22 protein-coding genes are annotated in these 24,062 nt (G+C 57.2%); 12 read left to right on the top strand and 10 right to left on the bottom strand.

Annotated elements, in window-relative coordinates; translation table 11 throughout:
• The first annotated feature begins 16 nt into the window (after positions 1-16).
• On the top strand, positions 17-2,278 hold the full coding sequence (ybiO, locus tag FND52_RS01140; RefSeq protein ID WP_144129054.1) for a mechanosensitive channel protein: 2,262 nt from the start codon (positions 17-19) through the stop codon (positions 2,276-2,278).
• Here ybiO and rlmF read toward each other — a convergent pair whose 3' ends face one another.
• Positions 2,279-3,208, bottom strand: a complete 930-nt coding sequence (gene rlmF / locus FND52_RS01135) for a 23S rRNA (adenine(1618)-N(6))-methyltransferase RlmF (RefSeq protein ID WP_144129053.1) — start codon at positions 3,206-3,208, stop codon at positions 2,279-2,281.
• A 378-nt stretch (positions 3,209-3,586) separates the two neighbouring features.
• Here rlmF and mcbA point away from each other — a divergent pair, with 378 nt between their 5' ends.
• Both mcbA and ybiJ read left to right on the top strand, forming a co-directional pair.
• Positions 3,587-3,847 carry a DUF1471 family periplasmic protein McbA gene (gene mcbA, locus FND52_RS01130; protein ID WP_125292439.1) on the top strand — a complete coding sequence of 87 codons (261 nt, stop codon included), beginning with the start codon at positions 3,587-3,589 and terminating at the stop codon, positions 3,845-3,847.
• 404 nt (positions 3,848-4,251) lie between these two features.
• Entirely contained in the window at positions 4,252-4,512 is a 261-nt protein-coding gene (ybiJ, locus tag FND52_RS01125; RefSeq protein WP_144129052.1) for a DUF1471 family protein YbiJ, read from the top strand.
• Between the two features lie 82 nt (positions 4,513-4,594).
• Here ybiJ and FND52_RS01120 read toward each other — a convergent pair whose 3' ends face one another.
• A complete protein-coding gene (locus tag FND52_RS01120) occupies positions 4,595-5,929 on the bottom strand; it encodes an NCS2 family permease (protein ID WP_144129051.1) in 1,335 nt (444 codons plus the stop codon).
• Between the two features lie 195 nt (positions 5,930-6,124).
• Here FND52_RS01120 and adeD point away from each other — a divergent pair, with 195 nt between their 5' ends.
• Positions 6,125-7,891, top strand: coding sequence for an adenine deaminase (gene adeD / locus FND52_RS01115; protein ID WP_144129050.1), 1,767 nt, complete (start codon positions 6,125-6,127; stop codon positions 7,889-7,891).
• Positions 7,892-7,922: 31 nt separating this feature from the next.
• On the opposite strand, the gene ybiB is transcribed toward adeD, so the two are convergent.
• The 3 genes from ybiB to rhlE form a co-directional block, all read right to left on the bottom strand.
• Positions 7,923-8,891, bottom strand: coding sequence for a DNA-binding protein YbiB (gene ybiB, locus FND52_RS01110; RefSeq protein ID WP_144129049.1), 969 nt, complete (start codon positions 8,889-8,891; stop codon positions 7,923-7,925).
• A 77-nt stretch (positions 8,892-8,968) separates the two neighbouring features.
• Positions 8,969-11,149 carry an ATP-dependent DNA helicase DinG gene (gene dinG, locus FND52_RS01105; RefSeq protein ID WP_144129048.1) on the bottom strand — a complete coding sequence of 727 codons (2,181 nt, stop codon included), beginning with the start codon at positions 11,147-11,149 and terminating at the stop codon, positions 8,969-8,971.
• A gap of 133 nt (positions 11,150-11,282) precedes the next feature.
• On the bottom strand, positions 11,283-12,692 hold the full coding sequence (rhlE, locus tag FND52_RS01100; RefSeq protein WP_125292445.1) for an ATP-dependent RNA helicase RhlE: 1,410 nt from the start codon (positions 12,690-12,692) through the stop codon (positions 11,283-11,285).
• A 228-nt stretch (positions 12,693-12,920) separates the two neighbouring features.
• Here rhlE and cecR point away from each other — a divergent pair, with 228 nt between their 5' ends.
• The 5 genes from cecR to FND52_RS01075 are packed head-to-tail and all read left to right on the top strand — an operon-like array spanning position 12,921 to position 18,578.
• Positions 12,921-13,601 carry a transcriptional regulator CecR gene (gene cecR, locus FND52_RS01095; RefSeq protein WP_144129047.1) on the top strand — a complete coding sequence of 227 codons (681 nt, stop codon included), beginning with the start codon at positions 12,921-12,923 and terminating at the stop codon, positions 13,599-13,601.
• Positions 13,601-14,605, top strand: coding sequence for a secretion protein HlyD (gene hlyD, locus FND52_RS01090; protein WP_144129046.1), 1,005 nt, complete (start codon positions 13,601-13,603; stop codon positions 14,603-14,605). Before cecR ends, hlyD begins: the two co-directional genes overlap by 1 nt.
• On the top strand, positions 14,595-16,334 hold the full coding sequence (locus tag FND52_RS01085) for an ATP-binding cassette domain-containing protein (RefSeq protein WP_144129045.1): 1,740 nt from the start codon (positions 14,595-14,597) through the stop codon (positions 16,332-16,334). The genes hlyD and FND52_RS01085 overlap by 11 nt, the downstream gene beginning before the upstream one ends.
• Positions 16,331-17,461: an ABC transporter permease gene (locus FND52_RS01080; protein WP_144129044.1), complete on the top strand. Its 1,131-nt coding sequence runs from the start codon at positions 16,331-16,333 to the stop codon at positions 17,459-17,461. The genes FND52_RS01085 and FND52_RS01080 overlap by 4 nt, the downstream gene beginning before the upstream one ends.
• Positions 17,462-17,471: 10 nt before the next feature.
• The gene (locus FND52_RS01075; protein ID WP_125292450.1) at positions 17,472-18,578 is read left to right on the top strand and encodes an ABC transporter permease; all 1,107 of its coding nucleotides are present in this window, start codon (positions 17,472-17,474) and stop codon (positions 18,576-18,578) included.
• Here the strand turns inward: FND52_RS01075 and FND52_RS01070 are convergent.
• Complete coding sequence (locus tag FND52_RS01070) at positions 18,540-18,956, bottom strand: YbhQ family protein (RefSeq protein ID WP_125292451.1); 417 nt, start codon at positions 18,954-18,956, stop codon at positions 18,540-18,542. The two genes, FND52_RS01075 and FND52_RS01070, sit on opposite strands and share 39 nt — an antisense overlap.
• A 130-nt stretch (positions 18,957-19,086) precedes the next feature.
• Between FND52_RS01070 and FND52_RS01065 the strand changes: the two genes are divergently transcribed.
• The 3 genes from FND52_RS01065 to FND52_RS01055 are packed head-to-tail and all read left to right on the top strand — an operon-like array spanning position 19,087 to position 22,052.
• The gene (locus tag FND52_RS01065; RefSeq protein ID WP_125292452.1) at positions 19,087-19,848 is read left to right on the top strand and encodes an endonuclease/exonuclease/phosphatase family protein; all 762 of its coding nucleotides are present in this window, start codon (positions 19,087-19,089) and stop codon (positions 19,846-19,848) included.
• Positions 19,845-21,077 (top strand): cardiolipin synthase ClsB, encoded by a 1,233-nt coding sequence (clsB, locus tag FND52_RS01060; RefSeq protein WP_125292453.1) that lies wholly within the window; start codon positions 19,845-19,847, stop codon positions 21,075-21,077. The genes FND52_RS01065 and clsB overlap by 4 nt, the downstream gene beginning before the upstream one ends.
• Before the next feature lie 9 nt (positions 21,078-21,086).
• Positions 21,087-22,052, top strand: a complete 966-nt coding sequence (locus FND52_RS01055; RefSeq protein ID WP_125292454.1) for a lysylphosphatidylglycerol synthase transmembrane domain-containing protein — start codon at positions 21,087-21,089, stop codon at positions 22,050-22,052.
• 58 nt (positions 22,053-22,110) lie between these two features.
• On the opposite strand, the gene FND52_RS01050 is transcribed toward FND52_RS01055, so the two are convergent.
• The 4 genes from FND52_RS01050 to moaC all read right to left on the bottom strand — a co-directional run bounded on the left by FND52_RS01050 (position 22,111) and on the right by moaC (position 24,062).
• Positions 22,111-22,821 carry a Bax inhibitor-1/YccA family protein gene (locus FND52_RS01050; RefSeq protein ID WP_043865573.1) on the bottom strand — a complete coding sequence of 237 codons (711 nt, stop codon included), beginning with the start codon at positions 22,819-22,821 and terminating at the stop codon, positions 22,111-22,113.
• Between the two features lie 62 nt (positions 22,822-22,883).
• Positions 22,884-23,336: a molybdopterin synthase catalytic subunit MoaE gene (gene moaE, locus FND52_RS01045; RefSeq protein WP_144129043.1), complete on the bottom strand. Its 453-nt coding sequence runs from the start codon at positions 23,334-23,336 to the stop codon at positions 22,884-22,886.
• Position 23,337: 1 nt separating this feature from the next.
• Positions 23,338-23,583, bottom strand: a complete 246-nt coding sequence (gene moaD, locus FND52_RS01040) for a molybdopterin synthase sulfur carrier subunit (protein ID WP_144129042.1) — start codon at positions 23,581-23,583, stop codon at positions 23,338-23,340.
• Positions 23,583-24,062, bottom strand: coding sequence for a cyclic pyranopterin monophosphate synthase MoaC (gene moaC, locus FND52_RS01035; protein ID WP_144129041.1), 480 nt, complete (start codon positions 24,060-24,062; stop codon positions 23,583-23,585). Before moaC ends, moaD begins: the two co-directional genes overlap by 1 nt.

The raw sequence follows: 24,062 nt of genomic DNA, 5'->3' as shown, positions 1-24,062 counted from the left end.
CAACCCGGAGGAGCCTGTGTCGCGAATTCTTTTGCTGATGCTGATGTTGGTGTGCGCCCCATTACAGGCCGTTTCGCTGCCCGCCGATGCGGTGGGTGCGGCGGCAACCACGGAAAATAAAACCGACGCGCCACCTCCTGAACCCGACCTGGCCGAGAAAAAGGCCGCCTACGGCGCGTTGGCCGACGTGCTGGATAACGAGCAGTCGCGCGCCGAGCTTATCGACCAGCTGCGTCAGGTTGCCGCCACGCCACCGCCAGAGCCCGTGCCGACGCTGACCCCGCCGCCGATTGAGGAAGAAGAAAAAACCGTTCTGGAAAACGTCACCGACATCACCCGCCATTACGGCGGCGAACTGGTGTCGCGTTTCGCTCAGCTGCATCGCAATATCACCGGCGCGCCGCACAAGGCTTTCAATCAGCAAACGTTTATTAACGCCTTTACCCACTTTATCGGGCTGGCGATGGCGGTATTCGCGTTTTACTGGCTGGTACGGATGGCGGCAAGCCCGCTGTACCGCAAAATGGGCGAATGGGGGCGGCGCAGAAATCGCGACCGCAGCAGTTGGTTCCATCTCCCGCTGATGATTATCGGTGCCTTTATTATCGACCTGGCGCTGCTGTCGCTGACGCTGTTCGTCGGGCAAATTCTTAGCGATATGATGAACGCCGGTAATCGCACCATCGCACGCCAGCAGGGCTTGTTTCTCAACGCCTTCGCGCTGATTGAATTCTTTAAGGCCATCCTGCGGCTGATTTTCTGCCCGCGCTTTCCCCAGCTGCGCCCTTTCAATATCAGCGATGAAAGCGCCCGCTACTGGAATTTGCGCCTCAGCGCCCTGAGCAGCCTGATTGGCTACGGCTTACTGGTCGCGGTGCCGATTATCTCGAATCAGATCAACGTCCAGGCGGGGGCGCTGGCCAACGTGGCGATCATGCTGACCATCACCGTCTGGGCGCTGGCGCTAATTTTCAAAAATAAGCGTCGGATCCAGGAGGATTTAATTCATCTTGCCGACCGCTCGCTGGCGTTTTTTAGCCTGTTTATCCGCGCCTTCGCGCTGGTATGGCACTGGATTGCCAGCGCCTACTTTATTGTGCTGATGTTTTTCTCTCTGTTCGATCCGGGTAATAGCCTGAAGTTTATGATGGGCGCGACGCTAAAAAGCCTGGCGATCATCAGCGTGGCGGCGTTTATTTCCGGGATGCTGTCGCGCTGGATTGCCAAACGCATCACCCTGTCGCCTGAGGTGCAGCGCAATTATCCGGAGCTGCAAAAACGCATCAACGGCTGGCTTTCCGCTTCACTGAAGCTGGCGCGGATCCTGACGGTGGTAGTAGCGATGCTGTTGCTGCTCAACGCCTGGGGGCTGTTTGACATGTGGCAATGGCTCACCCAGGGGGCTGGCGAGAAAACCGTGGATATTCTGATCCGCATTTTGCTGATCCTGTTTTTCTCCGCCGTTGGCTGGACCATTCTGGCCAGCCTGATTGAAAACCGCCTGTCGTCGGATATTCATGGCCGCCCGATGCCCAGCGCCCGTACCCGCACGCTGCTGACGCTGTTCCGTAACGCCCTGGCGGTGGTGATCAGCACCATCACTATTATGATTGTGCTGTCGGAAATCGGCGTGAACATCGCCCCGCTGCTGGCGGGCGCAGGCGCGCTGGGGCTGGCAGTGTCATTCGGTTCGCAAACGCTGGTGAAAGATATTATCACCGGCATCTTCATCCAGTTTGAGAACGGGATGAATACCGGCGATTTGGTCACCATCGGGCCGATTACTGGCACCGTGGAGCGGATGTCGATTCGCTCGGTGGGCGTGCGCCAGGATACCGGCGCGTACCATATTATCCCATGGTCATCGATCACCACCTTCGCTAACTTTGTGCGGGGGATTGGCTCGTTTGTCGCAAACTATGATGTCGATCGTGGCGAGGATGCTGAAAAGGCTAACCGCGCTCTGCGTGATGCGGTGGATGAGGTGCTGCAAAACGACGATATCCGTCCACTGGTGATAGGTCAGCCGTCGTTTGCCGGGATTGTCGGCCTGACTAATACTGCATTTACTATCCGCGTCACCTTCACCACCCAGCCGCTGAAGCAGTGGACGGTGCGGTTTGCGCTCGACAGTATGGTGAAAAAGCACTTTGATAAAGCAGGTATCCGGCCGCCGGTGCAAACCGTCCAGGTGATGCAACCGGGGCCGGACGCGGCGGCGATTAACAGTGAGGCGGCGGCAGGCAGCGCATTGCCGCCTGCAAATCCTACGGTTTAATCAGCGAGCAGCGGACGATGCCCGGCGGGAACGTTGGGCATCGTTGTGGAAAGTCCAGGCGATAAAGCGGCTCTGCTTCTGGCCCTGCGCCATTTCTACCTTCACCACTTTTTCGACGCCCGTCTGTTGCAGAACGCGATACAGTCCCGGGAGATTGTCCCCTTTCGAGACCAGGGTGGTAAACCACATCACCTGACGGGCAAAGGCTTTGCTTTCCTCAATCAGCGTGGTGATAAACGCCACTTCCCCGCCTTCGCACCACAGCTCCTGCTGCTGCCCACCAAAGTTAAGCTGCGCGTTGTCATTCAGCCCCAGGTTGCGGCGTTTGCGCTCGCTGCTGGCTGCGGCGGTGGCCTGCGAATCATGGAACGGCGGATTGCAGATTGTGGCGTCGTAAAACTCATTTTTATGGATGATGCCGTTGAGGATCGCCCCGGGCGTTTTCTGGCGGCGTAGGCGAACCGCTTTATTGAGCCCCGGATTGGCAAGAATAATCGCATTGGCGCTTTTTAACGCCTCGTCATTCACTTCGCTGCCGGTAAAACGCCAGCCGTATTCATGGTGACCAATCAGCGGATAGATACAGTTTGCGCCGACGCCGATATCCAGCACCGTGGCGTTACGCGGGATTTCGCCATCATTACTTTGCGCCAGCAGATCCGCCAGGTGATGGATATAATCGGCACGTCCCGGCACCGGTGGGCACAGAAAGCCGTCGGGGATATCCCAATTTTTAACCTGGTAATGGTGGGCCAGCAGCGCCCGGTTAAGGGCTTTGACCGCCAGCGGATCGGCAAAATCGATTGTCGGCTCCCCGGCAGGCGAGCGGCGCACAAAGGCCGTCAGCTCAGGGTTGGCCTGTTGCAGAGCGGTAAAGTCATAGCGGTTTTGGTGGCGGTTGCGCGGATGCAGGCCGGGTTTGGTAGTCATCGATTTTCTCCCTGGTGGGCGCGTACAATACCCGCTCGCTGAGGCAGGGTAAATATCGCCACGCTATTTTCCTGCTCAGGCTGGTGAAAATTACAGAACCAAAGCATGACCGCCACGTCAATGTTCAGCAAATGCAAAGTTCGCCAGCAAAAATTGCACATTTACGGTGCGTTTCACCAGGCATGGCGAGATAACTGAAAATTAATCCATAAAATCAACTAATTATATTTCATCCTACTGTCATGCTTCGTCAAGATATGTTGTTCAAAAAATAAGCACAAGACCGTCAATTTTTTGCGTTGTGTCACATAATTAGCCTCCTACACTTAAAAAGCTGAATCATCAAATCAGCGCTGTGACACTCCAGAGGATGTAATTATGAAAAAATTGCTCGCGTTATCTACCGCCCTTGCCCTTTCTTCTTTCGCCTTTGTGACGCACGCTGCGCCTGTCATGCTGGACAGTAGCTCAAACCAACTCCGTCCCGCCGGTACCGTTTCGGCAAGCGGCGCGCGCGACCTCAGCGATCTGGAAGATAAACTGGCTGAAAAAGCGCGTGAAGAGGGAGCGAAAGGGTACATCGTTAATTCCGCCAGCGGTGATAACACCATGTTTGGCACCGCCACCATTTACAAATAACCGTCACTCAGCCCGCTACGTCGGCTGTTTTCTCCTCCCCATGACGTTCAGTCAGCCCTGAAATCTACACCCGCACTGTAGATTTCAGGGTAAACCCTCTTCAGAAGCCCGAGCGACGCAGCGGGCTTTTTTTATACAGCTGCGCAAGCGATTGCTATTCAGCGCATCAATATTTGAAATCATGTTGGCAATAAATGCGCTCTTGAGGCATCAGGGTGTTGCTGGCGGATAAAATGACAGATTACTGAATTATATATTATATAAATCAGCCAATTAGAGGATGTTCAAATTTTTAGAACGACGCCGTCAATATGTTTAGATTTTCTCTCTCGTAAAAAACCGTGATACTTATCACATCGACGGAACAACGTCACATTTACAGAATAACCTACGAGGAATACCTGATGAAAACCACTAAATATGCTGCCGCCGCTCTGATTCTTTCAACTTTATCTTTCGGCGCTTTTGCTGCGCAGTCCATCAACCCGGCTGATACCAGCGGTTTAGACAAAATCGGTGTAGTGTCCGCTGACGGCGCAACCACGCTGGATGGTCTGGAAGCGAAACTGGCCGCTAAAGCAGAAGCCGCTGGCGCAACCAGCTACGCAATCACCTCTGCGAACACCAACAACAAAATCAACGGTACTGCGACCCTCTACAAATAATTACGCTTTGCCAACGAGTTACCCTCAACTTTGACTCTGCTGTTACCCTTGTTTGCCCGTCCGGCCCTGGACGGGCTTTTTTTTAATCAATAAACGCGATCTTAAGCGCAAACAGCAGCGCCACCACCACCACGCATAAGTTCAACTCACGCCAGCGGCCGGTAAACACCTTCATCACGCAATAGCTCATAAAGCCCAACGCGATCCCTTCGGTAATCGAGAAGCTGAACGGCATCATCACCGTGGTGATAAAGGTGGGTACCGATTCAGTAAAGTCATTCCAGTCGACCCGCGCCAGGCTTGCGGTCATTAACACGCCAACAAAAATCAGCGCCCCGGCGGTGGCGTAACCCGGCACCATTTCCGCCAGCGGCGAAAAGAACATCACCAGTAAAAACAGCACGCCGACCACCACGGCGGTCAAACCGGTTCTGCCGCCTACCGCCACGCCCGAGGTGCTTTCGATATAGGCCGTCACCGACGAAGTACCGATGAACGCCCCAGCGACCGAGCTTAAGCTATCAACGTACAGGGCCTTATCCATATTGGGGAACTTTCCCTCGCTGTCGATTAATCCGGCTTTATCGGTGACGCCAATTAACGTACCGGACGAATCGAACAGGTTAATCAACATAAACGAGAAAATAATCCCCGCCAGATCGAGCGATAACGCGCCGGATAAATCCACCTGCCCCATTACGCTCATTACGCTGGGCGGCGTGGAATAAATGCCGGTGAAATGGACATCGCCAAAAAACAGCCCGCACAGCGAAGTAATAACGATAGACACTAATACCGCAGCGTGAAACTGGCGCGAAGAGAGCACGGCAATAATAAAAAACCCTAATACACCCAGTAACACGCCGTGGGAACTTAAATCGCCAATCGCAACCAGAGTATCTTTATTAGCAACAATTACCCCGGCATTTTTTAAACCCATCATCGCGATGAACAACCCAATCCCGCTGGTTATACCAATGCGTAAACTAATGGGAATATTGGCTATCATCCAGTAGCGGATGCGAAACAGGGTAAGTAAAAACAGCCCGACCGCGCCCCAAAAAATGGCCCCCATTCCCACCTGCCAGCTCACGCCAATGGCACCCACAACCACAAAGGCAAAAAAAGCGTTTAACCCCATTGCCGGAGCCAGCGCTACCGGAAGGTTAGCGACAAGCCCCATGGCAATACTGCCGACCCCGGCAATCAGGCAGGTGGTCACGAACACCACTTTGGTATCCATTTGCGCCGCACCCAAAATTTGCGGGTTAACAAACACGATATAAACCATGGTCAGAAAGGTGGTAAATCCGGCAATGATTTCAGTACGTGCCGTGGTACCGTGTTGGTTAAATTTAAAAAAACTCGCCAGCCCACCGGATTCGGCGGGCTTAATGTCATCCAGCGTATTATTCATTTTTTATATCCCAAAAAGAGGATGGATTAGCGTTTATATTTACAACGATGCGCTTATTTGTAATCCATTCGACACTGTTTATTCAGTGATAGTAATCACACCCTTATCGCTATTCTGCCGCTAAACTAAAATTAACCGAAAAATTAAAAATGATAATTAACCTATCATTTTAATAAAATCAAAATGAGAAAATAAATGAACGCAAATTTAATTTCTAACTATCATGGAATTACCCGAAATGCATTGCAGGAAGTATTAGCCGTCGCGCGCGGTGAACTCGTGGCGGATTATATTATTGATAATGTCGCCATTCTCGATTTGATCAACGGCGGCACATTTCCGGGGCCGATTGTCATCAAAGGCAAAACCATAGCCGGTATCGGGCCTGAATATTGTGATGCGCCCGCCCTGCGCCGCATTGATGCCCAAAACGCCGTAGCGGTCCCCGGTTTTATCGACGCCCATCTGCATATTGAGTCCAGCATGATGACGCCGGTCACCTTTGAATCCGCTACCCTGCCGCGCGGGCTTACTACGCTGGTGTGCGATCCCCATGAAATTGTCAACGTGATGGGCGAAGCGGGCTTCGAATGGTTTGTACGCTGCGCGGAGAAATCACAGCAGAACCAGTACATCCAGGTCAGCTCCTGCGTCCCGGCGCTGGCGGGCAGCGATATTAACGGCGCGGAATTCCCCCTTAGCGCGATGGAAAAATGGCGCGCGCATCCGTTGATTACCGGGCTGGGCGAAATGATGGACTATCCCGGCGTGATCAAGGGGGACGACGCCATCCTCGCGAAGCTGGATGCGTTCCGTCATCTCACCCTGGACGGTCATTGCCCCGGCGTATCGGGGAAAGCGCTTAATGCCTATATTGCCGCCGGTATCGAAAATTGCCATGAAAGCCATACGCTGGCGGAAGGACGCGAAAAGCTGGCCGCCGGGATGGCGCTGATGATCCGCGAAGGCTCCGCTGCCCGCAACCTTAATGCGCTCGCGCCATTGATATCTGAGTTCAGCAGCCCGCAGTGCATGTTGTGTACCGACGACCGCAACCCATGGGAAATCGCTCATGAAGGCCATATCGACGCGCTGATCCGTCGGCTGATAAATCAGCATAATGTCCCGCTGCACGTGGCCTACCGCGTGGCGTCCTGGTCGCCCGCGCGCCACTTTGGTTTTAAACACCTGGGGCTGATCGCGCCCGGCAAGCAGGCGGATATCGTGTTGCTCCGGGATGCCCACCGGGTCGACGTGCAGAGCGTGTTTGTCAAAGGCAAACCGGTTTGCGGGCAGCTGTTGCAGGCCAACGAAGCGGCGCGGCTCAATCAATCCCGGCCGCCGCTGGGCAATACGGTGCAACGCGCAACGGTCGCGCCTGAGGAACTTACGCTGCGCCTGGCCTCCGGCGCGCATTATCGGGCGATTGAGGTTATTCCCAACGAGTTAATTACCCGCGCCCGGGAGTACCAGTGGTCGGAAAACGCCTTTGAGCGGGAGGATATCTGCTATATCGCGGTACTGGAGCGCTACGGGCACCAGACGCCCGCCGCGCTGGGCCTGCTGATGGGCTTTGGCTTGCGCGACGGGGCGCTGGCTTCGACGGTCAGCCACGACAGCCATAACCTGGTGGTAATAGGCCGTAATCCGGTGGATATGGCCTGCGCGGTGAATCAGGTGATTGATGATGGCGGTGGGCTGTGCGTGGCACAGCGGGGCGAAGTGGTCAGCCATCTGCCGTTGCCCATCGCCGGGCTGATGAGTACCCAAACGGCGGATGCGCTGGCGCAGCAAATCGACAGCTTAAAAGCCGCCTGCCGGGCGTGCGGCGTGATGCTCGATGAACCATTCATCCAGATGGGATTTTTATCGCTGCCGGTGATCCCGGCGCTGAAGCTTACCAGCCAGGGGCTGTTTGACGGCGAGCGCTTCTGTTTTACCGGGCTGGCGGTAGATGAGTAGCCAGCCCGCCATCAGGCGGGCTCAGAAAGGATTAATAACTTTGCGCGACGCGCGCCAGCGCGTCTTCCAGGGTCTGCGCTTCACCGGTCGCCACCAGGCAGCAGGCGAGCTGGCGCTTAATCGCCGCCGGGACCGGCTCGCTCCCGGCGATGCAGCGCTCAATCCAGCGCGCGGTGGTTTCCGGATCTTTTGCTGACGGCAGTGAGAGCGGCTCTTCTCCCGGCGCGCTCTGGCGTTCGGTCAATATCCGCACGCCCTGGGCATCAATCAGATTGATTTGCGGGCAGCCCTGCGGGTTGGCATACACTTCCCCTTCGGTGCCGTGCATCAACAGGCCGCGACCGCCGATATCGCTAAAAAAGTTTGCTACCCGGGTGATGTACTCCGGGTGCGACACGCTCGACAGGCGCAGCGCCGCGTCCTCGGCAAACGGCGTCGCCAGCTTCGCCAGCGTGTGGGCGCTGTTGCGCACACCCATCCGCCAGCGCATAGCCAGCTGGTTTTCCAGCGGCGGACACAGAGCGCTCACCGGAATAAACACCGGTTGATGGCCTTCCAGTTTGGCCTGCGCCTGCCCGGCGTGCAGCGTCGGCTCAATGCCCATCAGCTCGAAAATTGTCTGGGTCAGCACCCGCGTCGGGTCTTCGCTGACGCCGTGCACCACCACCGGGAAACCCAGTTTATTCAGCAAAACAGCCAAAAGCGGCGTCAGGTTGGCCTGTTTGCGCGCGCCGTTATAGCTGGGGATGACAATGGGCATCGGTTTAGCAACCGGTGGCGTCAACTGAATGGTCTGCTGCTGCATCGCCTCATAGAAGCCGAGCATTTCCGCCTCGCCTTCGCCTTTAATGCGCAGCGCGATCAGGATGCCGCCCATTTCCAGGTCAGGCACCTCGCCGTTCAGCATCGCGGTATACAGCTCGCGGGCGGTCTCGCTATCCAGATCCCGGGCGTGATTTTTACCCCGTCCGACTTCTTTAATTATTTTGCGGTAGTCCACGACAGTTCTCCTCGCGATGTGTTAAGGACACGAATTCACTATTAGTGCCTGATTTATTATTGTTATACCAGAGAAAGCTATTTACCGGCGCGTCGTCGCCGACTGTACGCGCCGCCTTTGCTGCGCCGCGCTTTATCTGCGGCGGGTTTCAGCGGCTTCACCTCCGGCACGTCAGGCCGTTCAATCGGGAACACCGGCAGCGCGTCCAGCAGACGTTTACCGTAATTTTTAGTCAGCAACCGCTTATCGTAAATAATCACTTCGCCCCGGCACTCGTGGCTGCGGATTAAGCGCCCTACCTGCTGGATCAGGTTAAACGACGCGCTCGGCAGGCTCTGCACCTCAAACGGATAGCGGTTGAGGCTTTTCAGCCACTCCCCTTCGGTGATCACCACCGGGCTGTCGATAGGCGGGAAGGCAATTTTATGGATATGCACCTGGGTCAGCAGATCGCCTTTTAAATCCAGCCCTTCCGCGAAGGATTGCAGGCCAATCAGCACGCTGCGCTCGCCGTTTTCCACCCGCTGGCGATGCAGCTGAATCAGCCGGGAGCGGGGTTTATCGCCCTGTACCAGCAGCAACAGCCGCAGGTCGGCAACGTGGTCAAGAAAACGCAGCATGGCGCGCCCGCTGGCAAACAGCACCAGCATCCCGAGGTGCTTTTTACTCTCGACTTCCTGACGGAAAAACGCCGCCATCTCCGTCAGATGCTGCTCTTCGTTGTCGATAAGCGGTTCGTAGTGCATCTGGGGGATCACGATCTTGCCCTGCTTGACGTGATTAAACGGCGAATCCAGCGCCACAAAGCGATCCCCGGCTTTGTCTTTCAGGCCGCTCATCTCCTGTAGCCGTGAAAAGCTGTTCAGGGAACGCAGCGTGGCGGAGGTGACCACGATATGCGGCACGCTACGCCACAACAGTTTTTCCAGCTGATCGCTGACCCGGATCCCCACACAGTGGAAAAACAGATGCAGCTGGCCTTCACGCACCTCGCGGGTCGCCCATTTGGTCACCGGCGCGCCGGAGGCCTGCGCCATCGCCGACAGCCGCCACAGTTTGCTCTGGCTCTCGAACATGCCCAGCGCGCGGTTCATTTGCAGCAGCACGCGATGCAGGCGCACCACGTCGTGGCTGGCGGTTTTCTCGCTGAGATCGTTTAAAAACAGCTCCGCCAGGCCGCGCAGCTGCTCGGTGAGTTTCGCCAGCCGCTGGCAAATCTCCATAATCTCCTCAGGCAGCTCGCCCATGGCGAAGCGGTGTTCCGCTTCCTGGGACGGCGGCAGATAAAGATTGAGGATGTTATTCAGCGAGGCGATATGCTCGTACAGCTCTTCACAATGGGCGTTTAGCCGCTCCGGCGTCGCCAGCGGCGGCGTGGTTTTGGGGCGGAACTGCTCCAGACAGGTGGCGATCAGCTTGCAGAACAGGTCGAGCTGAAGACGATACCAGGGCGCGGTGATCTCGGCGCTCATTTCCAGCGCATCGCGCGCCACGTCTGGCAGATGATGGCCTTCATCGAGCACCAGCAGCAGATTCTTCGGCTCCGGCAGTACCGATTCGCTCTCCAGCGCCGCCATCACCAGCGCGTGGTTAGCCACCACCACTTCCGCCTCCTGAATTTCGCGCCGCGCGACAAAAAACGGGCATTCGCGATAATAGTGGCAGTTGCGGTTCAGACAGCTGGCTTTGTCGGTGCTTAACCGCCGCCACAGATCGTCGTCAATCGCCTTATGGCTGTGATCGCGCAGGCCATCCCATTTGTAGCTGTCGAGCTCGGTTTTCAGCGTGGCGCAGAACTTTTGCTCTTCCTGGCTGTTGGGCGTCAGCTCATCATCGAGAAACGCCAGTAAATCCTGCTGGGAAGGCTCGGTGCTGGCCAGCGCGCTGAGGTTGCGCGGGCAAACGTAGCGCCCACGGCCAAAGGCGGCGGTAAAGCGCAAATCTGGGATGATTTTTTTCAGCAGCGGTAAATCTTTGCTGAAGATCTGGTCCTGTAGCGCGACGTTGGCGGTGCTCACCACCAGCGTTTTTTGCTCATCGCGGGCAATGGCGATGCCGGGGATCAGGTACGACAGGGTCTTACCCACGCCGGTAGGGGCTTCAATCGCCAGATGCCGCCCTTCATCACCCGCCAGCGTCTTAGCGACTTCCGCAATCATCTGCCGCTGCGGGGCGCGGGGGATAAAGTCGGGGATTTGCAGCTGCAGCGCCTTGTACCACGCCGCGATTTGCGTTTTTTGTGCGCTGGATAACGCCATAACAGAACCATAAATACTGTATAAACAGCCACTATTGTGACATTTTCACCGCGCCGCCGCAAAGCAAAAGCCGGGCGTTACGCGAGACCTCGCGCAGAAATAACAAGGGAGCCGCGAGGGCTCCCTGTTGATGTTACTGCGCGCTGGCCGGTTTTCTCGGGCGCGGACGACGCGGGCGGTCGCCTGCGGGTTTTGCCGCATCGCCGAGACGGCGCGACGGTTTTTCGCCTTTTGCGGCATCACCGCCGGTACGGCGATCGCCTTTCGGCGCGCCGCCTTCGCTACGGCGCTGGCCCTGCGGCTGCCCGCGACCGGCGGACTGGCCACCGCGCGGGGACTGTCCACGTCCACGACCGCCGCCACGGCTGTCACGACCATTCTGAATCGGCTCTGCCGGGATAGTCGGGTCCGGCTCAAAGCCCGGGATCGCCATGCGCGGCACTTCGCGCTTCAGCAAACGCTCGATGTCGCGCAGCAGTTTATGCTCGTCAACGCACACCAGTGACAGCGCCTGGCCGGTCGCGGCGGCGCGGCCAGTACGGCCAATACGGTGCACATAATCTTCCGGCACGTTCGGCAACTCGTAGTTCACCACGTGCGGCAGTTCTTCGATATCCAGGCCGCGCGCGGCGATGTCGGTCGCCACCAGCACGCGCAGATCGCCGGATTTAAAATCGGCTAACGCACGGGTACGCGCGCCCTGGCTTTTGTTGCCGTGGATCGCCGCGCTGCGGATGCCGTCTTTGTTCAACTGTTCCGCCAGATGGTTAGCACCGTGCTTGGTGCGGGTAAACACCAGCACCTGCTGCCAGTTTTCTTTGCCGATCATCAGCGACAGCAGCTCACGCTTGCGCTTTTTGTCCACAAAGTGAACGTACTGGGTGATCTGTTCAGACGCGGTATTGCGGCGCGCCACTTCCACTTCTGCCGGGTTATGCAGCAGTTTTTCCGCCAGCGATTTAATGTCGTCGGAGAAGGTCGCGGAGAACAACAGGTTCTGGCGGCGCGGCGGCAGCTTCGCCAGCACGCGGCGGATATCGTGGATAAAGCCCATATCGAGCATCCGGTCCGCTTCGTCCAGCACCAGAATCTCGACTTTATCGAGCTTAACGGCGTTCTGATGTTCCAGATCGAGCAGACGGCCAGGTGTGGCGATCAATACGTCCACGCCGCCGCGCAGTTTCATCATCTGCGGGTTGATGCTTACGCCGCCAAACACCACCAGCGAACGGATATTCAGGTATTTACTGTATTCGCGAACGTTCTCGCCCACCTGTGCCGCCAGTTCGCGGGTCGGGGTGAGGATCAGCGCGCGCACCGGGCGATTGCCTTTCATCTGATGAGACTTATCGGTCAGCAGTTGCAGCAGCGGCAGGGTAAAGCCCGCCGTTTTGCCGGTGCCGGTTTGCGCGCTGGCCATCAGGTCGCGCCCCTGTAGTACCACAGGGATAGCCTGGCGTTGAATCGGGGTAGGTTCGTTGTAACCCTGTTCGGTCACGGCGCGTAAAATGTCAGGGTTCAAACCAAGCGAATCAAAAGACATAACAACTCCAGACTCGCCCCGACCCGATAAGGTGTAGTTTCAGGGGGAGTTATCACTAATCAGGGACAAAACCACAATGTCATAAGGGGGCGGAGTGTAGCAGTTTTTGTGACGTGGCGCATAAATTGTCGCCCTGTCACCCATTTCATTTTCACGCAGCGACTGGACAAGCTCAAAGTTTAACCATAAAGTTAATCAATCGATTGATTAACTTTATGGGTGACAGTGATGATTAACATCACCAGTCCGTTGACCAGCCGGGGCGAACACGCCAGAAGCCAGTTGATCCAGGCCGCCACGGCGCAGTTTGGCGAATACGGTTTGCACGCCACGACCCGCGACATCGCTGCCGCTGCCGGGCAAAACATCGCCGCCATCACCTACTATTTTGGCTCAAAAGAGGATTTGTACCTGGCCTGCGCCCAGGCGCTGGCGGATTTTATCGGCAGCCAGTTTCAGGCCCACGCCGAAGCCGCCCAGTTAATCTTAGCCCAACCGCAGCCGGATAAAGCCGAAATCCGCCGTCTGATCGACGACGCCAGCCGCCATATGGTCACGCTGATGACCGCCGATGACACGCTGAACCTGAGCAAATTTATTTCCCGCGAACAGCTCTCCCCCACCCCGGCCTATCAACTGATCCATGACAAGGTGATCGAACCGCTGCACACCCATCTCACCCATCTGGTTGCCAGCTACACCGGGCGCGATCCAGGGGATGTCACCACCATTTTGCACACCCATGCGCTGATCGGCGAAATCCTCGCCTTCCGCCTGGGACGGGAAACCATTCTGGTACGCACCGGCTGGACGGCCTTCGACCAGCAAAAAAGCGAGTGCATTCACCAGGTGGTTTCCAGTCATATTGATTTTATTTTGCAAGGCTTATCTGTAAGGAGTAGCGATTAATGAAGAATAAAAAACCGGTACTGCTGGTGGTTATCGTCGTGCTGGTACTGGCGGCCTGTTTCGGCGGCTGGAAGTGGTATCAAAGCCGTCAGGACCAGACGCTGACCCTGTATGGCAACGTCGATATCCGTACCGTGAATTTAAGTTTTCGGGTCGGCGGACGTCTTGCCAGCCTGAATGTTGATGAAGGTGATGCGGTTAAATCCGGCGCAACGCTGGGGCTGATTGATAAAGCGCCCTATGAAAACGCGCTGCGCCAGGCCGAAGCCAACGTGGCGGCGGCGCAGGCCAAATATGATTTGGTGATGGACGGCTACCGTTCCGAAGAGATCGCCCAGGCCGCGGCGGCAGTGAAACAGTCCCAGGCCGCCGCCGATTACGCGCAGAATTTCTATAGCCGCCAGCAGGGGCTGTGGAAAAGCCGCACCATCTCCGCTAACGACCTGGAAAACGCCCGTTCGTCCCGGGATCAGGCGGTGGCGAATCTGAAGGCCGCTCAGGATAAGCTCAGCCAGTTCAAAGCCGGGAATCGCCCGCAGGAGATAGCCCAGGCGAAGGCCGCGCTGGAACAGGCACAGGCGCAGCTGGCGCAATCAACGCTCGATTTGCAGGATACCACCCTGCTGGCCCCCTCTGACGGCACTATCCTGACCCGCGCCGTGGAGCCAGGCACCATGCTGAATGCAGGCGGCACCGTGTTCACTCTGTCCCTGACCCATCCGGTATGGGTGCGCGCCTATATTGATGAGAGCCACCTTGGCGAAGCGCAGCCGGGGCAGCAGGTGCTGCTGTATACCGATGGCCGCCCGGATCGGCCATATAAAGGGCAGATTGGCTTTGTGTCGCCCACGGCGGAATTTACCCCGAAAACCGTAGAAACCCCGGACCTGCGTACCGACCTGGTGTACCGCCTGCGGATCATCGTTACCGATGCCGACGCCTCGCTGCGCCAGGGGATGCCGGTGACCGTACAGTTTGATAACGAGGCGCGCAATGAGCGCTGAGGACGGCATCATCCGCCTGGATGGGCTGATGAAACGCTTTCCCGGCATGGATAAACCGGCGGTCGCCAGCCTGCACAGCGAAATCCGCGCGGGTGCGGTGACGGGTTTAGTCGGGCCGGACGGCGCGGGCAAAACCACCCTGATGCGCATGCTGGCCGGGTTACTGCGCCCGGATGACGGCGCGGCGCGGGTTAATGGTCTCGATCCGGTAAACGACGACCGGGCGCTGCACGCCATCTTAGGTTATATGCCGCAAAAATTCGGCCTGTATGAAGATCTCACCGTGATGGAGAACCTCAACCTGTACGCCGATTTGCGCAGCGTCACCGGGGAAACGCGCCGCAGCACCTTTGAGCGGCTGCTGGAGTTTACCGCGCTGGGGCCATTTACCGATCGGCTGGCGGGCAAACTCTCCGGGGGGATGAAGCAAAAGCTCGGTCTCGCCTGCACCCTGGTCGGCCAGCCGAAAGTTCTGCTGCTGGATGAACCCGGCGTCGGCGTTGACCCGATCTCGCGCCGCGAGCTGTGGCAAATGGTTCACGAGCTGGCGGGCGAAGGGATGCTGATCCTGTGGAGCACCTCCTATCTGGATGAAGCCGAGCAGTGCCGCGAAGTGTTGTTGATGAACGAAGGCGAGCTGCTGTATCAGGGCGAACCTAAAGCGCTGACCCAACAAATGGCCGGGCGCAGCGTGCTGGCGACCAGCCCGTCGCTGAACAACCGCCAGCTGTTGCAGAAAGCGCTGAAAACCCATGCCGTCAGCGACGGGATGATCCAGGGCCGTTCGGTGCGCCTGATCCTGCGCAAGGATGCCAGCCCCGAGACCCTGCGCCAGCAGCAGGAACTGGCGGATATTGAGGTTAACGAAACCGCGCCGCGCTTTGAGGATGCCTTTATCGACCTGCTGGGCGGCGCGTCCACCAACGAATCGCCCCTCGGCGCGATCCTGCATACCGTGGAAGGTACGCCCGGTGAAACGGTGATTGAAGCGCGGTCGCTCACCAAAAAATTTGGTGATTTCGCCGCCACCGACGACGTGAACTTTACCGTGCAGCGCGGGGAGATTTTCGGCCTGCTCGGCCCGAACGGCGCGGGTAAATCCACCACCTTTAAAATGATGTGCGGCCTGCTGGTGCCGACGTCCGGTAAAGCGCTGGTGCTGGATATGGATTTAAAAACCGGTTCCGGCAAGGCCCGCCAGCATCTGGGCTATATGGCCCAAAAATTTTCGCTGTACGGCAACCTGACGGTGGAGCAAAACCTGCGCTTTTTCTCCGGCGTTTACGGGCTGCGCGGCAGCGCCCAGAACGACAAAATCAGCCGTATGAGCGAGGCGTTCAGCCTTAAAGCCATTTTCAATCAGCCCACCGATTCCCTGCCGCTGGGCTATAAGCAACGGCTGGCGCTGGCCTGCGCGTTAATGCACGAGCCGGACATTCTGTTCCTCGATGAACCCACTTCCGGCGTCGATCCGCTGACCCGGCGCGAGTTCTGGCTGCATATCAACAGCATGGTGGAAAAAGGCGTCACGGTGATGGTCACCACCCACTTTATGGATGAGGCCGAATACTGTGACCGCATCGGGCTGGTTTATCGCGGTAAGCTGATTGCCAGCGGCACGCCGGATGACCTGAAGCAAAAAACCGCCGATGACGACAACCCGGACCCCACCATGGAGCACGCGTTTATCACGCTGATCCAGCAATGGGATAAGGAGCATGAATCATGAGTACGCACCTCTCCTGGCGGCGCGTGCGGGCGCTGTGCGTCAAAGAGACGCGGCAGATTATTCGCGACCCCAGCAGCTGGCTGATTGCCGTGGTGATCCCGCTGCTGCTGCTGTTTATCTTCGGCTACGGCATTAACCTCGACTCCAGCCGTCTGCGGGTGGGGATTTTGCTGGAGCAGCAGAGCGCCGACGCGCTGGACTTTGCCCATACCATCAGCGCCTCGCCGTTTATCGACCCCAAAATCAGTACCGACCGGCAGGATCTCATCCAGCGGATGCAGGCCGGGAAAGTGCGCGGCATCGTGGTGATCCCGGTGGATTTCGACCAGCGGATGGCGCGCAGTGGCGATACCGCGCCGGTTCAGGTGATCACCGACGGCAGCGAACCCAATACTGCCAACTTCGTACAGGGGTATATCGAAGGTATCTGGCAAATCTGGCAGATGCAGCGCGCGGAGGATAACGGCGAGAGCTTCGAGCCGCTGATCGACGTGCAGACGCGCTACTGGTTTAACCCCGCCGCCATCAGCCAGCACTTTATTATCCCCGGCGCGGTGACCATCATCATGACGGTGATCGGCGCGATTTTAACCTCGCTGGTGGTGGCCCGCGAATGGGAGCGCGGCACCATGGAGGCGCTGCTCTCCACCGAAGTGACGCGCAGCGAGCTGCTGCTGTGCAAGTTAATCCCCTATTACTTCCTCGGGATGCTGGCGATGCTGCTGTGTATGCTGGTGTCGGTGTTTATTCTCGGCGTGCCGTACCGGGGCTCGCTGTGGCTGCTGTTTATTATTACCAGCCTGTTTTTGCTCAGCACCCTCGGCATGGGGCTGCTGATCTCCACCATTACCCGCAACCAGTTTAACGCCGCCCAGGTGGCACTGAACGCCGCGTTTCTGCCGTCGGTGATGCTGTCAGGGTTTATCTTCCAGATCGACAGCATGCCGGCAGCGATCCGTGCGGTGACTTACATTATTCCGGCGCGCTATTTCGTCACCACCCTGCAAAGCCTGTTCCTGGCGGGGACTATTCCGGCGGTGCTGATCGTGAATATGCTGTTTTTGATTGCTTCCGCCGTGATGTTTATCGGCCTGACGTGGCTGAAAACCAAACGTCGGCTGGATTAGGGAGAAAGAAATGCTACATCGTCTCTGGACGCTGATCCGCAAAGAGCTACAGTCGCTGCTGCGCGAACCGCAAACCCGCGCCATTCTGATTTTACCGGTGGTGATCCAGGTGCTGCTGTTCCCGTTTGCCGCCACCCTGGAAGTAACCAACGCCAGCATCGCCATTTATAACGAGGACAACGGCAAACACTCGGTAGAGCTGACCCAGCGCTTCGCCAAAGCCACCGCGTTCAGCCACATTACCCTGCTGAAGAGTTCAGCGGAGATCCGCCCCACTATCGATACCCAAAAGGTGCTGCTGCTGATCCGCTTCCCGGCGGACTTTTCGCGCAAGCTGGACACCTTCGAAACCGCGCCGCTGCAGTTGATTCTCGACGGACGTAACTCCAACAGCGCCCAGATTGCCGCTAACTACATTCAGCAGATTGTGAAGGAATATCAGCAGGATTTGCTGGACGGCAAACCCAAACCGAACAACAGCGAGCTGGTGGTGCGCAACTGGTATAACCCGAATCTGGATTACAAATGGTTCGTGGTGCCGTCGCTGATCGCCATGATCACCACCATCGGCGTGATGATCGTGACGTCGCTGTCGGTGGCGCGCGAGCGGGAACAGGGTACGCTGGATCAGCTGTTAGTGTCGCCGCTGGCGACCTGGCAGATATTTGTGGGTAAAGCGGTTCCGGCGCTGATTGTGGCGACGTTCCAGGCCAGCATCGTGCTGGGCGTGGGGATTTGGGGCTACGACATTCCGTTTTCCGGCTCGCTCAGCCTGTTTTACTTCACCATGCTAATTTACGGCCTGTCGCTGGTCGGCTTTGGTTTGCTGATTTCCTCGCTGTGCTCCACCCAGCAGCAGGCGTTTATCGGGGTATTCGTGTTTATGATGCCCGCGATACTGCTGTCGGGGTATGTGTCGCCGGTAGAGAACATGCCGGTGTGGCTGCAAAACCTGACTTGGGTGAATCCGATCCGGCACTTCACCGATATCACCAAGCAGATTTATTTAAAGGATGCCAGCTTCGATATTGTCTGGGGGAGTTTGTGGCCGCTGTTGGTGATTGCGGCCACAACGGGGTCAGCGGCGTACGCTATGTTTAGAAGAAAGATCGCCTAAACGCGGTTTGCGCTCTTTCGCCAGCAGCGACACCAGGGCCGGGCCTGCGAGAATGGCGAGCCCGGCAACCGCCAGGATCAGGTTGTTGTGCACGATGCGCGACAGCAACCACAGCGCGATAATGGCATTGCCAAAATACCAGGTGGTGGTGAGCTCTTCAAGGAAGTCGCCCAGTTCACGCAGCCGCCCCTCGTGGACGCGCTGCAGGGCGAACATCATCAGCACCGTTGCGCCGTATAACAGGCATAAACCGATGCCTACCTTCACCAGTGCGCCGCTCATCCATCCCATCACCAGGAGCGCGATAACGGCCAAATGCAGCACAATCTGCCAGCAGCTCAGGCCGGTTGCAACACGAATACGTTGTTGCCACTTCATGAATTCTCTCCTTCGGAATTTCTCGCTGTAACTGAGAGTACCGCACTTTACGGAAAATTCCGTAACCCCGCACCTTTTTGTGACTAAGACTACACTTTATTTTCATTGGAAAAACACAGGCAGGGGGAACATGGCCAGTAAGACAGCTGCATTTTCATTCAAACTGCTCACAATCAATACACATAAGGGTTTTACCGCGTTGAACCGGCGCTTTATTTTGCCGGAGCTGCGCGACGCCGTGCGCACCGTTTCTGCCGATATCGTCTGCCTTCAGGAGGTGATGGGCGCACACGAGGTGCATCCGCTGCACTTCGAAAACTGGCCGGATACCACCCACTACGAATTTATCGCCGACACCATGTGGAGCGATTACGCCTATGGGCGCAACGCGGTATATCCCGAGGGGCATCACGGCAACGCAGTGCTGTCGCGCTTTCCCATTAATGAATATGAAAATCTCGATGTTTCACACAACGGCCATGAAAAGCGCGGCCTGCTGCACTGCCGTATCAACCTGGCGGAGGTGAATAAAACGCTGCACGTGATTTGCGTGCATCTGGGCCTCCAGGAGGCCCATCGCCACGACCAACTCCAGATGCTGTGCGATTTAGTCAACAGCCTGCCGGATGGCGAACCTATCGTCGTGGCGGGCGATTTCAACGACTGGCGGCAAAAAGCCAACCCTATACTTAAAACAAAAGCCGGGCTTGATGAGGTGTTTACCCGCGCCAGAGGCCGTCCGGCGCGGACTTTCCCGGCGGTAATGCCCGTGCTGCGCCTCGATCGCATCTATGTAAAGCATGCGTCAGCCAGCAGCCCGACCGCGCTACCGCTGCGTGAATGGCGACACCTTTCCGATCATGCCCCTTTGGCAGTGGAGATCCATTTATGAAAACCAACTGGCGCGATGGCAATCAGATCGAGTTACTGGAAAACGGCGATATGTTTTTCCCCGCCGTATTTAGCGCCATCGATGAAGCACAGCACAAAGTTTATGTAGAAACCTTTATCTGGTTCGAGGATAACGTGGGCCGCCAGCTGCACAAGGCGGTGCTGGCGGCGGCGAAGCGCGGCGTCAGCGTGGAAGTGCTGCTCGACGGCTACGGTTCGCCGGATCTCAGCGATGAGTTTGTTACGGAACTGACCACAGCGGGAGTCATCTTCCGCTATTACGACCCGCGCCCGAAGATTTTCGGGATGCGCACTAACCTTTTCCGCCGGATGCACCGCAAGATCGTGCTGATCGACGATCGCATCGCCTTTGTCGGTGGGATCAACTACTCCGCCGAACATATGATCGACTACGGCCCGGAGGCCAAGCAGGACTATTCGGTGCGTATCGAGGGGCCAGTGGTAGAGGATATCCGCCAGTTTGTGCTGTCGAATCTGCCGGAAAACGAAACGCCACGCCGCTGGTGGCGGCGGCGCACCCGCGCCAGCGAGAACGCCACGCCGGGTGAAGCCCAGGTGCTGTTTATCTGGCGCGATAACGAAGAGCACCGCGACGATATTGAACGTCACTATCTCAAAATGCTGGCTAATGCGCGCCAGGAAGTGATTATCGCCAACGCCTACTTTTTCCCCGGCTACCGGCTGCTGCACGCGATGCGCAATGCGGCGCGGCGCGGTGTTAAAGTGCGTTTAATCGTGCAGGGCGAACCGGATATGCCGATTGTGCGCGTCGGCGCGCGGCTGCTGTACAACTACCTGCTGAAGGGCGGCGTGGAAGTGTATGAATACCTGACGCGCCCGCTGCACGGCAAAGTGGCGGTGATGGACGATCACTGGGCGACGGTGGGCTCCAGTAACCTCGACCCGCTCAGCCTGTCGCTGAATCTGGAAGCTAACGTGCTGATCCACGACCGTAACTTTAACCAGAAACTGTATGAAAACCTTACCCGGCTGATCACCGAAGAGTGCCGTCAGGTGGATGAAACCATGGTGCCGAAACGCACCTGGTGGAACCTGACCAAAAGCGTGCTGGCGTTCCACTTCCTGCGTCACTTCCCTGCGCTGGTGGGCTGGTTGCCCGCGCATACTCCACGGCTTTCCCAGGTAAAGCCGCCCGTGCAGCCCGAAATTGAAACCCAGGATCGGGTTGAAACCACGGATAAGGCGTAAGGACATCACATGGCGAAATCTCATCCGAAGTGGCGTAAAGCCAAAAAAATCCTTACGTGGGTCTTCTTTATTGCGGTGGCGGTGTTGCTGGTGGTGTATGCCCGCAATGTCGACTGGGAGGAGGTGTGGAAAGTTATCCGCAACTATAACCACACCGCGCTGCTGGCCGCGCTGGGGCTGGTGATTGTCAGCTATCTGGTTTACGGCTGTTACGATCTGCTGGGGCGGCTGTACTGCGGCCATAAGCTGGCGAAGCGCCAGGTGATGCTGGTGTCGTTTATCTGCTATGCCTTTAACCTGACGCTCAGCACCTGGGTGGGCGGCATTGGGATGCGCTACCGGCTTTACTCCCGGCTTGGGCTGCCCAGCGCCACCATCACGCGCATTTTTTCCCTGAGTATCACCACCAACTGGCTGGGCTATGTGCTGTTGGGCGGGGTGATTTTCAGCATTGGCGTGGTTGAGTTGCCGTCGCACTGGTACATCGAAGACGGCACCCTGCGCATTATCGGCGCGGTACTGCTGGTGCTGAGCGCGGTGTACCTGTGGGCCTGCGCCTTCGCCAAACGCCGTCACATCACCATTAAAGGCCAAAAGCTGGTGTTGCCCGGCTGGCGTTTCGCGCTGATGCAGATGGGCATTTCCAGCCTGAACTGGATGGCGATGGGGGCGATTATCTGGATCCTGCTCGGCCAGGACGTGAATTACTTCTTCGTGCTGGGCGTGCTGCTGGTGAGCAGTATCGCCGGGGCCATCGTCCACATCCCGGCGGGAATTGGCGTGCTGGAAGCGGTGTTTATCGCGCTGCTGGCGGGGGAACATACCAGCCAGGGGAAAATCATCGCCGCCCTGCTGGCCTATCGCGTGCTCTATTTCTTTATCCCGCTGCTGCTGGCGCTGATTTGCTATGTGCTGCTGGAAAGCCGGGCCAAGAAATTACGTGCCAAAAATGAGCAGAAGATGGGGACCAGTTGAGAGTAAGCGGATAAAAAAAACCGCATCAGGCAAACTGCCGATGCGGTTTTTTATGGGTCTAGCGGCGGTTACCGAAGATGCGTAACAGCATCAGGAACAGGTTAATAAAGTCCAGATACAGCGTCAGCGCGCCGAGGATGGAGTATTTACGCAGGTTTTCCCGGTGCGATACATCAATCTGCTGGCCGATGTTTTTCAGCTTCTGAGTGTCATACGCCGTCAGCCCGACAAACACAATCACACCGATGTACGTCACTACCCACATCAGCGCTTCACTCTTCAGCCAGAAGTTAACCAGCGAGGCGATAATAATCCCGATCAGCGCCATAAACAGCATATTGCCGAAGCCGCTGAGGTCGCGTTTGGTGGTGTAACCGTACAGGCTCATCACGCCGAACATCCCGCCCGCCACCACGAAGGTGCTGGCAATGGAGCTGGAGGTGTAGACCAGAAAGATACTCGCCATGGTCAGGCCGGTGAGCGCCGAATAGAGCATAAAGAGCGTGGTCGCTAATGCGCCGCTCATCTTATGCACTAAACCCGACAGGATAAACACCAGCGCGAGCTGGGCGATGATCAAGCCAAAAAAGGTGATCTGGCTTTGAAACACAAACATCATCACCGCCGGGGTATTGGCGGCGTACCAGGCGATAAATGCGGTCAATAACAGGCCGCAGGTCATCCAGCCATAAACCTGCGCCATATAGGTTTGTAGACCGCTGCGGGTCTGTTGAACAATGGTTTGTTCGGGACGTTCAAATCTATCCATGATGCCTCCTTTAAAATGGCAAATGCCTTGTATAAAGGTTAACAGATCCTGGAAAAACCGTCCTACCAGCGTTCCGCCGCCTGATGGTCGCTGTCGCGGGATTCCACCCAGCGGTCGCCTTCCGGCGTGGCTTCGCGCTTCCAGAACGGCGCGCGGGTTTTCAGATAATCCATAATAAATTGCGCCGCTTCAAAGGCCTGGCTGCGATGCGCGCCCGTGACGCCAACAAACACAATTTCGTCGCCGGGCCACAGTTCACCGATACGATGGACAACCGAAACCCGCTGTAGCGGCCAGCGTTCACGAGCTTCTGCAACGATTTCCGCCAGCGCTTTTTCGGTCATACCGGGATAGTGCTCAAGAGTCAGCGCGCTAACGCTGTCGCCCAGATTGTGATTGCGCACTTTGCCGGTAAAGGTGACGACCGCGCCATCTTCATCGCAGGCCGCCAGCCACTGGTATTCTTCGCCAACGTTAAAGCCCTCGTGACCCACGCGAATTTTCGTATCCTGCATCTCAGCCTCCGGTGACCGGCGGGAAAAAGGCCACTTCATCGCCCTCGCTCAGTGGATGATCGAACGCCACCAGCGTCTGATTCACCGCCGCCAGCAGTTTGCCGGACTCCAGCGCCAGCTCCCAGCGCCCTCCCCGGCTTTCGAGATGCTGACGCAGGGATTCCACCGTCGGGAAGGCTTCTGTAATTTCCAGGCGGTCGCAACCGACCAGTTCACGCACCTGCGCGAAAAACAGCACGTTAATCATCACACCTCCACTCTGAAATCACCGGATTTACCGCCGCTTTTCGCCAGCAGCCGCACCGGGCCGATCACCATGTCTTTTTGCACCGCTTTGCACATGTCGTAAATGGTCAATGCCGCCACCGATGCCGCCGTCAGCGCCTCCATCTCTACCCCGGTTTTGCCGCTCAGACGGCACACCGCTTCGATGCGCACCCGGTTGTGTTCCGGCTCGGCCTCCAGTTGCACTTCCACTTTGCTGAGCAGCAGCGGATGGCACAGCGGGATCAGCTCCCAGGTGCGTTTAGCGGCCTGGATCCCGGCGATACGCGCCGTGGCGAACACATCGCCTTTGTGATGGCTGCCGTCGACGATCATGGCAAGGGTGTCGGCACGCATGGTGACAAAGGCTTCAGCGCGCGCTTCCCGCACGGTTTCCGCTTTGGCGCTGACGTCAACCATATGGGCTTCGCCGGCGGCGTTAAGATGAGTGAGTTGCGACAT

Origin of the sequence: Atlantibacter subterraneus (genome assembly GCF_007570865.1) — a bacterium.
Lineage (GTDB): Bacteria > Pseudomonadota > Gammaproteobacteria > Enterobacterales > Enterobacteriaceae > Atlantibacter > Atlantibacter subterraneus.
This window is presented reverse-complemented; position numbering and strand designations above follow the sequence as displayed.